The sequence below is a fragment of the Streptomyces sp. NPDC058326 genome, assembly GCF_042879855.1.
GTDB lineage: Bacteria > Actinomycetota > Actinomycetes > Streptomycetales > Streptomycetaceae > Streptomyces.
This window is the reverse complement of sequence record NZ_JBHVZO010000003.1, coordinates 145906-157966: the sequence shown is the minus strand read 5'-3', so window position 1 is coordinate 157966 and position 12061 is coordinate 145906. Positions and strand designations below refer to the sequence as shown.

11 protein-coding genes are annotated in these 12061 nt (G+C 67.7%); 5 read left to right on the top strand and 6 right to left on the bottom strand.

What is annotated here, in order from left to right; translation table 11 throughout:
- Positions 1–54 precede the first annotated feature (54 nt).
- The 3 genes from ACFVYX_RS06285 (at position 55) to ACFVYX_RS06275 (ending at position 3002) form a co-directional block, all read left to right on the top strand.
- The gene (locus ACFVYX_RS06285) at positions 55–1131 is read left to right on the top strand and encodes a ParA family protein (RefSeq protein ID WP_389680587.1); all 1077 of its coding nucleotides are present in this window, start codon (positions 55–57) and stop codon (positions 1129–1131) included.
- On the top strand, positions 1128–2225 hold the full coding sequence (locus ACFVYX_RS06280) for a ParB/RepB/Spo0J family partition protein (RefSeq protein WP_389680179.1): 1098 nt from the start codon (positions 1128–1130) through the stop codon (positions 2223–2225). Before ACFVYX_RS06285 ends, ACFVYX_RS06280 begins: the two co-directional genes overlap by 4 nt.
- Positions 2226–2384: 159 nt before the next feature.
- The gene (locus ACFVYX_RS06275) at positions 2385–3002 is read left to right on the top strand and encodes a GNAT family N-acetyltransferase (RefSeq protein WP_389680178.1); all 618 of its coding nucleotides are present in this window, start codon (positions 2385–2387) and stop codon (positions 3000–3002) included.
- A gap of 98 nt (positions 3003–3100) precedes the next feature.
- Here ACFVYX_RS06275 and trxA read toward each other — a convergent pair whose 3' ends face one another.
- From trxA to sigM, 4 genes are all read right to left on the bottom strand, one after another.
- The gene (gene trxA, locus ACFVYX_RS06270; protein WP_030321223.1) at positions 3101–3433 is read right to left on the bottom strand and encodes a thioredoxin; all 333 of its coding nucleotides are present in this window, start codon (positions 3431–3433) and stop codon (positions 3101–3103) included.
- Between the two features lie 44 nt (positions 3434–3477).
- Complete coding sequence (gene trxB, locus ACFVYX_RS06265) at positions 3478–4443, bottom strand: thioredoxin-disulfide reductase (protein WP_389680177.1); 966 nt, start codon at positions 4441–4443, stop codon at positions 3478–3480.
- Between the two features lie 138 nt (positions 4444–4581).
- Entirely contained in the window at positions 4582–5523 is a 942-nt protein-coding gene (locus tag ACFVYX_RS06260; protein ID WP_389680176.1) for an anti-sigma factor family protein, read from the bottom strand.
- Complete coding sequence (gene sigM, locus ACFVYX_RS06255) at positions 5520–6230, bottom strand: RNA polymerase sigma factor SigM (RefSeq protein WP_389680175.1); 711 nt, start codon at positions 6228–6230, stop codon at positions 5520–5522. Before sigM ends, ACFVYX_RS06260 begins: the two co-directional genes overlap by 4 nt.
- A gap of 110 nt (positions 6231–6340) precedes the next feature.
- On the opposite strand from sigM, the gene ACFVYX_RS06250 reads away from it, so the two are divergent.
- Positions 6341–6865 (top strand): hypothetical protein, encoded by a 525-nt coding sequence (locus ACFVYX_RS06250; protein ID WP_389680174.1) that lies wholly within the window; start codon positions 6341–6343, stop codon positions 6863–6865.
- Positions 6866–7094: 229 nt separating this feature from the next.
- Positions 7095–7844: a hypothetical protein gene (locus ACFVYX_RS06245; RefSeq protein WP_389680173.1), complete on the top strand. Its 750-nt coding sequence runs from the start codon at positions 7095–7097 to the stop codon at positions 7842–7844.
- A 56-nt stretch (positions 7845–7900) separates the two neighbouring features.
- Here ACFVYX_RS06245 and ACFVYX_RS06240 read toward each other — a convergent pair whose 3' ends face one another.
- Positions 7901–9619 carry a protein kinase family protein gene (locus ACFVYX_RS06240; protein WP_389680171.1) on the bottom strand — a complete coding sequence of 573 codons (1719 nt, stop codon included), beginning with the start codon at positions 9617–9619 and terminating at the stop codon, positions 7901–7903.
- A gap of 118 nt (positions 9620–9737) precedes the next feature.
- Complete coding sequence (murJ, locus tag ACFVYX_RS06235; RefSeq protein WP_389680170.1) at positions 9738–12020, bottom strand: murein biosynthesis integral membrane protein MurJ; 2283 nt, start codon at positions 12018–12020, stop codon at positions 9738–9740.
- Between the last annotated feature and the right edge of the window lie 41 nt (positions 12021–12061).

Here is a 12061-nt window from a genome sequence, read left to right as displayed (position 1 = left end):
GAGGTGGATTCACCCACAGAACCACCGGCCTCGCTGGTTCACGACCCCGAAAGCATGGCAGGCTCTCCCCATCGCGAGCCTGAAGCCGAGGAGAGTGAATCCTTGCGGTCCGACGCCAACATCGCGGGACCGATGACCGATCCGGTCCCCGGTCCCCGAACCGAATCGGTGGGGGAGGATGTTTCACGTGAAACACCGCCCCCCATGGACGACACCCCCATTGGTCGTGCTGCCCAGCTGGCAGTAGAAGCCTTGGGTCGTGCCGGTGAGGGACTTCCCCGCCCGGCGCAGACTCGCGTGATGGTGGTCGCCAATCAGAAGGGTGGCGTGGGCAAGACGACCACGACGGTCAACCTTGCCGCGTCCCTCGCCCTGCACGGTGCCCGGGTCCTGGTCATCGACCTGGACCCGCAGGGCAATGCCTCCACCGCGCTCGGTATCGACCACCACGCCGAGGTCCCTTCGATCTACGACGTCCTGGTGGACAGCAGGCCGCTTTCCGAAGTGGTGCAGCCCGTCATGGACGTCGAAGGCCTCTTCTGCGCCCCCGCCACGATCGACCTCGCCGGTGCCGAGATCGAGCTGGTGTCGCTGGTGGCCCGTGAGAGCCGCCTTCAGCGGGCGATCCAGGCCTATGAGCAGCCGCTCGACTACATCCTGATCGACTGCCCGCCCTCGCTCGGTCTCCTCACGGTCAACGCCATGGTGGCCGGAGCCGAGGTGCTGATCCCGATCCAGTGCGAGTACTACGCCCTTGAGGGACTCGGGCAGCTTCTGCGGAACGTCGATCTGGTGCGAGGGCACCTCAATCCCGCCCTCCATGTCTCGACGATTCTGCTCACCATGTACGACGGCAGAACGAGGCTCGCCTCCCAGGTCGCCGACGAGGTGCGCACCCACTTCGCCGAAGAGGTGCTGCGGACCAGCATCCCGAGATCCGTCCGGATCTCTGAGGCGCCGAGCTACGGGCAGACGGTCCTCACCTATGATCCGGGTTCCAGCGGCGCCCTGTCGTATCTCGAAGCGGCCCGTGAGATCGCCCTGCGGGGGGCTGCGGTGCACTACGACCCGCAGCACGCCCATGTAGGGCACCAGAACAACCAGCGCAGCATGTCGGAGGGGATCCAGTGAGTGAGCGACGTAGGGGATTGGGGCGTGGGCTCGGTGCGCTGATCCCCGCTGCTCCCCAGGAGCGACAGGCGCCGACGGTCGGCCTCGGGGCAGGCGCGAGCTCCCCCGGCGCGGTCCCGCCCCTGTCGTCGGACCGCGGGGTGGCCGCCGCGAAACTGGCGACGCTTCCACAGAGCGCACACTCTCCTGAGTCCGCGCTGTCGTGGAACGCATCCGAATCCGTGCGGCCGGAGCCTCCGGCGGGGGCCTACTTCACGGAGCTTCCGCTCGACGCGATCGTTCCCAACCGGCACCAGCCGCGTGAGGTCTTCGACGAGGACGCTCTGGCGGAGCTCGTCATCTCCATCAAGGAGGTCGGCCTTCTTCAGCCCGTGGTCGTGCGCAAGGTCGAGGACGAGCGCTATGAGCTCGTCATGGGCGAGCGTCGTCTGCGGGCGTCCAGGATGGCGGGCCTTGAGCGGATCCCGGCGATCGTCCGGGACACCGACGACGAGAAGATGCTCCTGGACGCGCTCCTGGAGAACCTTCACCGTGCCCAGCTGAACGCGATCGAAGAGGCCCACGCCTACGAGCAGTTGCTCAAGGACTTCGGCTGCACCCATGACCAGCTCGCGGAGCGGATCGGGCGGTCCCGCCCGCAGATCTCCAACACCCTGCGCCTTCTGCGGCTCTCGCCGCCGGTGCAGCGGAGGGTCGGCGCCGGAGTGCTGTCCGCCGGCCACGCCCGGGCCCTGCTCGGTGTGGAGGACCCGGAGGCCCAGGACAAGCTGGCCTTTCGGATTGTCTCCGAAGGCCTCTCGGTGCGCTCCGTCGAGGAGATCGTGAGCCTCATGGGCTCCGAGGAGCCCGTCGGCACGGTCAAGCCGAAGGGCCCGCGTGCCGGCGGTCGTGTCTCGCCCGCCCTCACGGAGCTCGCCACCAGGCTCTCGGACCGTTTCGAGACCCGGGTGAAGGTCGATCTGGGGCAGAAGAAGGGCAAGATCGTCGTCGAGTTCGCGTCGATGGAGGATCTGGAACGGATCCTGTCGACTCTCGCTCCCGGCGAGGGACGGGTCCTGGACCAGAAGAGCGCCGAGCAGGACGCGAAGAACTGATCCTCTTTGCTTCTTGAGGCCGCCGAGGGCGGGCCGCGATCCGGTCTTCACCGGCATGCGGCCCGCCCTTTGCTCGTGTGCGGTGTCTTCCCGATCGCCCGATCGATACGATTCCCAGAGGCGTATCCGTGCTCGATGGCGAGGGAATGAGGAGCGGCCGTGGGGCGTCGGCTCGTACCGCTCACGCTGGACAACCTTCCGGACCTGCCCAAGCGGTGTCGCTCCTGTGTCTTCTGGGAGCTCGACCCGGTCAGCGGGGAGGCCGCGGTGAAGGCCGGCCGCCCGGAGCTGGAGAAGGAGTCCTGGATCTCGGGCGTCCTGCTGGAGTGGGGGTCCTGCGGTCGGGTGGTCTATGTCGACGAGGTGCCGGTCGGCTATGTCCTCTACGCTCCCCCGGCCTATGTGCCGCGCTCGACGGCCTTTCCGACGAGTCCGGTGGCCGCCGATGCCGCGCAGCTGATCACGGCCTGGATCATGCCCGGCTATCAGGGGCAGGGACTGGGCCGGGTGATGGTGCAGACCGTGGCGAAGGATCTGCTGCGGAGGGGCTTCAAGGCCATCGAGGCGTTCGGAGACGCCCGGTGGAAGGAGCCGGCCTGTGTCCTGCCGGTCGATCACCTGCTGGCGGTGGGCTTCAAGACCGTCCGTCCGCATCCTGCCTTCCCCCGGCTGAGGTTGGAGCTCCGGACGACGCTCTCCTGGAAGGAAGACGTCGAGATGGCCCTGGACCGGCTTCTCGGCGCCGTGCAGAAGGAGCCCGTCCTGCGGCCGCTCTAGGGGCGTACACGAGAACGGCCCGCCCCCAGGAGGGGGCGGGCCGTTGGTGTTTCACGTGAAACAGCAGCTCAGTTTCATGTGAAACAAGCGAGTGCGTGTCAGGCCTTGGTCGGCTCGACGAAGCCCTCGAGGTCGCGGAGGATGGCAGCCTTCGGCTTGGCACCGACGATCGTCTTCACGACCTCGCCGCCCTGGTAGACGTTCAGCGTCGGGATGGACATGACGCCGTACTTCGCAGCCGTGGCCGGGTTCTGGTCGATGTTGAGCTTCACGATCTCGATCTCGCCGTGCTCGGCGGCGATGGCCTCGAGCGACGGGGCGATCTGGCGGCACGGGCCGCACCACTCGGCCCAGAAGTCCACCAGGACGGGCTTGTCGCTCTTGAGGACGTCCTCTTCGAAGGAAGCGTCGGTCACAGTCTTCAGGGCCACAGCGGCCTCCTTGATCTCGCGGGGTGTGGGTGGGGAGAGACGGGTCAGACCGCGGGGGTCTCGGCCAGCTTCTCGCTGTCGGCGAGGGCGGCCAGGAAACGCTCGGCGTCGAGCGCGGCGGAGCAGCCGGTACCGGCGGCCGTGATGGCCTGGCGGTAGGTGTGGTCGACGACATCGCCGGCGCCGAAGACACCGGTGAGGTTCGTCCGCGTCGACGGGGCGGCCACGTTGAGGTAGCCCTCCTCATCGAGGTCCAGCTGGCCCTTGAAGAGCTCCGTCCGCGGGTCGTGGCCCACGGCGATGAAGAGGCCGGTGACGGGCAGCTGGCGGGTCTCACCGGTCTTGGTGTCGCGCAGGGTCACACCGCTGAGCTTCTGCTCACCGTGGATCTCGGTGACCTCGCTGTCCCAGGCGAAGGAGATCTTCGGGTCGGCGAAGGCGCGCTCCTGCATGGCCTTCGAGGCACGCAGGGTGTCGCGGCGGTGGACGATGGTGACGGTCTTGGCGAAGCGCGAGAGGAAGGTGGCCTCCTCGATCGCGGTGTCGCCGCCGCCGACGACGGCGATGTCCTGGTCCTTGAAGAAGAACCCGTCGCAGGTGGCGCACCAGGAGACACCGCGGCCGGAGAGCGTGTCCTCGTTGGGGAGACCGAGCTTGCGGTGCTGCGAGCCTGTGGTGACGATGACGGCCTTGGCGCGGTGCACGGTGCCGGCGGTGTCGGTGACGGTCTTGATGTCACCGGTCAGGTCCACGGCGATGACATCGTCGGGGACCAGCTCGGCGCCGAAGCGCTCGGCCTGGGCCCGCATGTTGTCCATCAGGTCCGGGCCCATGATGCCGTCACGGAAGCCGGGGAAGTTCTCGACCTCGGTCGTGTTCATCAGCGCGCCGCCGGCAGTCACGGCACCCTCGAAGACCAGCGGGTTCAGCGACGCTCGGGCGGTGTAGAGCGCAGCGGTGTATCCCGCGGGCCCGGAGCCAATGATGATCACGTTACGGACGTCGCTCACGGGTTTCTTCCTCGTCTCTGCAGACTGCCACTGCCTACGGGGCGGTTGTCTCGGTCGCTCTCACCCCACCCAACGGATCCTAAGGGGCGTACATTCCCGAAACCGCCGCGCGGCACCGTTGCCGGACGGGGAGAGAGATCAGGGGCGGGGGTAGCTCTGGCTGAAGAGCAGATCGGCGGCCGGGCTTCCGCTCCCCGTGGTCCGGTCCACGCAGGAGGCGTCGAGCACATAGGCCTGGATCCGGGTGCTGTCCGTGGGGTCAGGCAACACGAGCAGATAGGCGGGTGTGCCTTGGTATTCGCCGCGCTCGTGGCCGAGCACCGCATCGGTGCGGCCGGTGCCGGCCAGGACACAGCCGGGGACGGCGGTGTCCCTGCTCAGCTGAGGGCCCGTGGTGGTACCCGCATCGGCGGACATCGACTCGGGCGCGATGCCCCGGGGCGTCTTGGCGATGCTCTCCTCGGCCATGAGTGCCTGGACCCGGTCCTCGACCGGAGAGCCGGAGAAGGGGCTCAGACTCCCCTCTGCGGCGGTGGCGGCCTTCTTGGTGTCCGCCGCTGTACCTCCCTGGTCCAGGTTGCTCGTCTGGCTGAGGAACAGACTCGTTCCCAGGATCACGGCTCCGAAGGCGGCACCGAGCGTGGAGAGCAGGGCGATCCGGCTGCGGCGTGGCCGCTTCGTCCGGCCGGGGCCGGTGGCTGCGCTGGGGCGTCCTGCAGGGCGGTCGGAGACAGGGGCCTGGGTAGAGGACGGGACCGTCTCGGACGGGGTGCGGGATGTTTCACGTGAAACGGAGGTGCCGCTCTCCGGAGTGGTGGCGTTGAGGAGGGCTTCGGCGGCGAGGGCGGCATCGATGCGGCCGGTGATGTCTGCGGGCATACGGGGCGGCCCGGGCAGGGTGCCCAGGAGGCCACGGATCTCCTCCAGGGAGGTCCGTACGTCGGCGCAGAGCGGACAGTCGTCCAGGTGGCGGCGTACGGCGGCGGCGCGGCTCGGTGAGAGCAGCCCCTCGGTCAGATCGGAGATCTCCGAGACGTCCGGGTGCTGTGTTGTGTCGGCCTTGCCGGTCGTGGAAGTCACGCGCGCCCACCTCCGCCCTTCACAGCAGCTGGATCAGTCGGTCCGGTATCCGTCGGCCCCGGCACCGGTGGGACGGATGTCCCCGGCGTCCGGTTCCTTCCCCCATCGGAGGCATCGTTACCCACGGTGTCGGCGCGCAGATGAGTGACCATCGGAAGGAGCCGTGCGCGCCCGCGTGCGCAGCGGCTCTTCACGGTGCCGGTGGGAACGCCGAGGATACGGGCCGCCTCCGCGACCGGGTATCCCTGCATGTCCACCAGGACGAGGGCGGCGCGCTGGTCGGCGGGGATCGCGGCGAGCGCGGCGAGCACTTCGCGGTGGACGTCCTGCCGTTCCGCAGGTGCCTCGGCCGACTCATGGGGTTCGAGGAGCTGCTCGAACCGATCGGTGTCATCGACGGGCGAGGTCCTGCGGGAGGCGGTCTTGCGTGCGCGGTCGAGGCAGGCGTTGACCGTGATGCGGTGCAGCCAGGTGGTGACGGCCGACTGGCCCCGGAAGGTGTGGGCGGCACGGAAGGCGGAGAGCAGAGCGTCCTGAACGGCGTCGGCCGCCTCCTCGCGGTCCCCCAGGGTTCGCAGGGCCACCGCCCACAGCCGGTCCCTGTGCCGCCGCACGAGCTCGCCGAAGGCGTCCGGGTGCCCGGCGACGTGGAGCGCGAGGAGCTCCTGATCCTTGACCGAACGAGGGTCATCAGCCGCAGACGACACGATTTCCTCCCGTCAGCTTTCCCTGGAGGCATTCAAGCCGCTCGGTCACCAAAAGTAAATGAGACCGGCCGCTCGTCGCAAGGGGTTGTAAATGGGGCAATCTCGACGAGGTGATCTTGACGGTTCAAGATGATCGTGGAATTATGCTGCCGATATATATCTTTTTGCGCGAGAGGAATAGTTCTGTGAAGAGAAAAATAGCGGCGATGGTTATGGCCGCTGCTGCGGCAGCCTCGTGCGTCGTTGCCTCGGCCTCGACGGCAAGCGCCGTCGAATGCGTGGGTGAGTATGCCTACGACAAGGTTTGCCTTCATGAGAACGGCGGCCAGTATCTGAATGGGATGCTGCGGATCGATTACTACTCGCGCGCCTCGTGGGCGAACATCACCTACGGCGGGACCAGTACGCCTCTGTACAGGGGTGATGGCGTGCTGACAAATGTGAGTGGCGCCACCAACTGGGATCAGGACAGTCGCATCGCCGTCTACTACAACTCGAATCACGCCGGTCCCTGCTTCACTATTCGGGCCGGCGGCATCGTTTTCTTTAACAAGGTGCTTCTGAGCAATGGCAGGAGTGCGAACGACAACATGAACTCGCACCAGTTCAACGTGACGTGCGGCTCCGTTTATTAAAAGCTCTGTCGATGGTGGCGTCCTGCCCTCCGGGGTGGGGCGCCTTTTGTTTTGAAGGTATGTGAGTATGAATTCAAAGAAGCTCTTCATTGCTTGCGCGAGTGCATTCCTTGTGTCTGGTTGCACTTCAGCCGGCAATACCCCCGAACAGCAGCCGCCCAGGTCGGATGCCCCTACTCGCCCACCGGTCGTCAGGCAGGTTGAGAGCGGAGCTGACATCGTCCTGCCCATGGACGCCTATGTCGAGACACCGCGGCAGGCTCAGGCAAACGACTTTGCTGTCCAGCGGCTGGCCTATTCATGCATGAAGAAACTGGGCCTTGACTGGCCTGAACCGAGGATGGTGGAAAACAGGTCCCCGGCTTCTGTGAATTCACGTCGATATGGAGTAATAGACATATCGGAAGTCCGGAGGATTGGCTACCATGCGCCTGTTTCCGAAGGGGATCAGGAACATGGTGCCGATCTGAACGGAAAGAAGTTCGTTCCCGACGCAAAAGAGTTCGAGGCCTATACCGGGCGGCGGCTTGATGAGCCCATGGAAGCGTCAGATCAGATGGGAGGGTGTCGAGGGGATGCCGAGCGGAAGGTGTACGGCACGGACGGACTCGAACCTGAGTTGGTCGAGTTGCTGAAGTACCATGCGCGTTCCTTCCTTGATGCCGGCCGGGATCCGCGAGTGCTGAGGGCCATGGCGAGCTGGAAGGCTTGCATGACTGGCTTCGGTTATTCATATGAAGACATCTGGGACGCGAATGATGATCCTCGCTGGCAGTCCAGTTCGGTCAGTTCCAAAGAAAAAGAGACTGCCGAAAGAGACGTGAACTGCAAGATGAAATCCCGTGTTCCTACGGTCCTGCTCTCTGTCGAGAGCGACCTGCAATCAGCTCATATGAGGAGCCATCCCGAGGAGTTCTCGCGGATCAAGGATCACTTTGCGCAGGCCTACCGCAGGTCGTCTGCCGTGGTGGGAAATTAACGAGAGGGGTAGTGGCGGGCGTCGAGCAGCGGCACGACGCCCACCCTTTCCGCTGCCTATGTGCCGCTACCGACGAACGAGACGTCCATGATCGCTTGCTTGTAACCGGCTCGGCTGAACTGGTCGCCCCCGGAGTAGGGCAGGGCGGTGAGCCAGAGCAGCACGTAGCGCGTTTTCACCGGAACCTTGCCTGCCAGCTCGACTGTGGAGCCCGAGGTCTCGGCCGTAGCGATCTTCTTCATGGACTCGAGAGACCCCGAAGAAAGGGAGTCGGCGGCGTACAGCGTGGCCGCAGTGTGTTCGCCGCCGTAGCGGAGCGAAATCGAGGCGGCGGAAACGTCCTGGTCCGAGCCGAGGTCGTACACGATGCCGACGCCCTGTTTGAAGGGTGCCAGTATGGGCCCCTCGTAATAGCTCTTGGTGCGCCAGTACGACGTGCTGTCGTCGTCATAGGTGTTCCCGACCCCCTCTGCGTTCTGCGGGGAACCGTCCGGTGAGAACTCCGCGGCCGCATGGATCGTGAGCGGCTTGGGCGGCGGCGGCTTCTCGTCGGCCGTCGGTGTCGTCACCGGCGTCTTGGGAGTGGCCTCGGGCGCGAGCAGCCGGTCCGCGATCTGCCAGCTGCCCAGACCGAGAGCGGCGATGAGGAGGGCGGACACGGCCCACTTCAGCGCAGTGCCCGTGCGGCTCTGGAGGGGCGGCGGGGGAACGACGACCGGCTGGGTGACCTGAGGACGTGGCTGCGGGCGGCCGTACGTGCCCTGCTGATAGGTCGTGCGCTGGTACTCGGGCGGTGTGGCGTACTCCGGCTCCGGGGGCTTCACACGGGGCATCGCGGCCACGGCCTTGGCCAGCTCGTCCGGGGTGGTGCAGGGCGGCTCCTGGCGCGAGGCGGTGGCCCCGTCGTTGGCCAGGGCGCGCATGGCGATCTCGGAGAGGCCCCGGTGGACACCGGCGCGGACCTGGTCGGGCGGGAGCAGCCCGACGCCCTTGGGCAGCCCGGAGAGCCCGTAGGCATCGCTGTCGTACGGCCAGCGCTGGGTGAGCGCGGCGTACAGGAGCGCGCCGATGGCCTCGGTGTCGCTGCGCTGCGGGCGATCGGCGGTGATGCCGCGCAGGGCTGCGTTCACGGCCAGGCCGCGGATCCGGTACTGGCCGGTGGAGCTGCGCAGGACGGCGCTCGGGGTGAGCCGGAGGTGGGCGAGGCCTTCGCGGTGGGCGGCGGCCATGGCCTGGGAGACCTGGGTGACGAGTTGGTAGGCGTCGTGGGGTTCCAGCGGGCCGGCCGCGAGCAGCGCGGTCAGCTCGGTGGAGTCGGGCAGCCACTCATGTACGACGTACACGAGGTCGTTCTCCTCGACGGCGTCGAGGACCTGGACGAAGCGAGGGTCGCCGAGGAGGGCCGAGGATCGGGCCGCGGCCAGGACCGAGCGGGCCCGGGGGTGGTCGGCGGGAAGCAGGTGCACCCCGACGGCACGCCGCAGCTTCTCGTCGACGGCACGCCAGCTGCTGAAGCCGTCCAGACGGGTGACGCACTCCTCCAGCCGGTAGCGTCTGGCCAACTTGTGGCCGCTGTGCAGTTCCGGTGCCGTGAGGGAGGGCTGTTCGCCGCTCTGTCGTTCGACCGCCTTCTTCTCCGTGGCCTCGGCGTTCTGCTCCGCCGTCTTCTGCTCTTCCGCCACCCCGTCGGTCGCGGCCGTGTCCGCCTTGGCGGTCAGCGGGTCGTCACCGCTGTTGTCGGCCACGTCGACGGCAGCCGTGCTACGTTCCGCCACCGTCGTTCCTGCCTCCCCATCCGTTGCGCCACATCCAACAGCCAAGCCAATTGTGCCCACAGTCGGACGCTATGCACGACACGCGGCTCCCCCCGATGGTTGTGCGGGACCCGTCGGTTCAGCGTCCCAGACGTCCGCGCACCATGCCGACCAGGGTGTTCAGCTCCGCGATCCGCATGCGCTTGGCCGCGACGAAGAAGACACCGAGGAGTACCGCTCCGCCGACGAGCAGGGCGACGAGCGAGCCCAACGCGCCTTCGCCCAGGAGCTTCAGCAGGCCGAAGCCGACGGCGCCGGAGACGATGGCGGCGGGCACGGAGGCCATGCAGAGGCGGGCGTAGGTCCGCATCACCTGGGCGCCGTCCAGGTCGCCGCCCAGCCGCTTGCGGAGGCGGCGCCACGCGATGCCGACACCGACGGCGTAGGCGAGCCCGTAGGAGGCGGCCATACCGACGACGGCCCACTGGGCGGGGAGCAGGACGTAACAGAGCGCTGAGGCCGCCGCGTTGACGGCGGCGACGATGACCGTGTTGTAGAAGGGCGTCCGGGTGTCCTCGTAGGCGTAGAAGCCTCGGAGCACGACGTACTGGACGGAGTAGGGGATCAGGCCGAGGCCGAAGGCCATCAGGATGAAGCCCATGCTCTGGGCGGCCTCGATGCCGCTGGAGGCGTACAGGAGGGTGCACATCGGGACGCCGAGCGCCAGGAAGGCGAAGGAGACCGGGACGATCGCGACGGCCGAGTTGCGCAGCCCCTGCGAGATGTCGTCCCGGACGGCGCCGGGGTCGTCGTCGTGGGCGGCGCGGGAGATCCGCGGGAGCAGCGCGGCCATGACGGAGACGGTGATGATGGCCTGCGGCATGCCCCAGATCAGCTGGGCGTTCGAGTACGCGAGGAAGCCGGCGCCGTTCTTTCCTGACTCCTCACCGGCGGCCGTGGCGAGCTGGGTGACGACCAGGACGCCCGCCTGGTTGGCGAGGACGAAGAGAACGGTCCACTTGGCGAGCTTGACGGTCTTGCCGAGCCCGTGGCCCTTCCAGTCGAAGCGGGGCCGGAAGCGGAAGCCGGTCTCACGGAGGTACGGGATCATCGCGAGGGCCTGGACGGCGAGCCCGAGAAGGGTGCCGATGCCGAGCAGGCGGATGCCGTCGTCCGGGATGGTCTGCACACCCATCTGGGACTCGGCGGAGGTGCCGTAGACCCAGATGAACAGGCCGAAGGTGACGATCATGACGATGTTGTTGAGGACCGGGGTCCACATCATCGCGCCGAACTTGCCGCGTGCGTTGAGGATCTGACCCATCACCACGTGCACGCCCATGAAGAAGATCGTGGGCAGGCAGTAGCGGGCGAAGGTCACGGCCACGCTGTTGGCCGCGGCGTCGTCGGCGATGGTGTTCGACATCAGCCGGATGAGCAGCGGGGCGGCGAACACGGCGAGGGCCACGATCGCGCCGAGCGCCACCATGACCAGGGTGAGCAGCCGGTTGGCGTAGGCCTCGCCGCCGTCCTCGTCGTTCTTCATCGAGCGGACGAGCTGCGGCACGAAGACCGAGTTGAGGCCGCCTCCGACGGTGAGGATGTAGATCATCGTCGGCAGGGTGTAGGCGATGGTGAAGGCGTCACCGAGCAGTGCGGCGCCGAGCGCGCCGGTGATCACCAGGCTGCGGACGAATCCGGTGAGCCGGGAGACCAGGGTGCCGGCGGCCATCAGCGCGCTCGACTTCAGGAGTCCGGAGGCACGGCCGGTCTTCTTGGGAGCGGGGGCGGGCATGGGGTCCGGTTCCGGAGCGGGCGGCGGTACCTGGCCGGGCGTCTGCTGGTCGCGGTAGAGGTGTGCGAAGGCGTCCGGTTCGGGCTTCTCCTCGCCGGCCCGGGTGACCAGGTCGTCGACGCCGGTGAACTGGACCGTGCGCGCGTCGTCGCCGTACGGCAGATGGCGGAAGGTGCCGTCCGGTTCCGGCGCGGGGGTCTGTGCCCACAGCCGGGGGTCGGGAGCGTGGGGGGGCGCGGCCGGCTGCTGGTAGAGCGGCTGCGGCTCCTGGTAGGTGCCGGGCGGGGGCGGCGGGTGCGCGGCGCGGTCGTAGAGCGCCTCGGTCACGGGGTCCTGCGCGGAGAGGTCCTGGGCCCGATAGGGGTCGTGGGTGTACGCGTCCTGGACGTAGGGGTCCTGGGCGTACGGGTTCTGCGGGTGGACGTCCTGGGCGTACGGGTTCTGCGGGTGGACGTCCTGGGCGTACGGGTCCTGTGCGTAGGGGCCCTGTCCCTCGGGGCCTGGGGCGCCCTGCTGTGGGGGCGGGACCGGTGGGTAGCCGGAACCGGGAGGTGCCGCGGGCGTCCCACCGGACGGCGCGGTGCCGCCCGGGCCCTGGCCGCGGTCACCGTCGTACGGCGCGTTCATGGTTACCCCACCTCATCGTCCCCGGCCGACCGGCCACGACA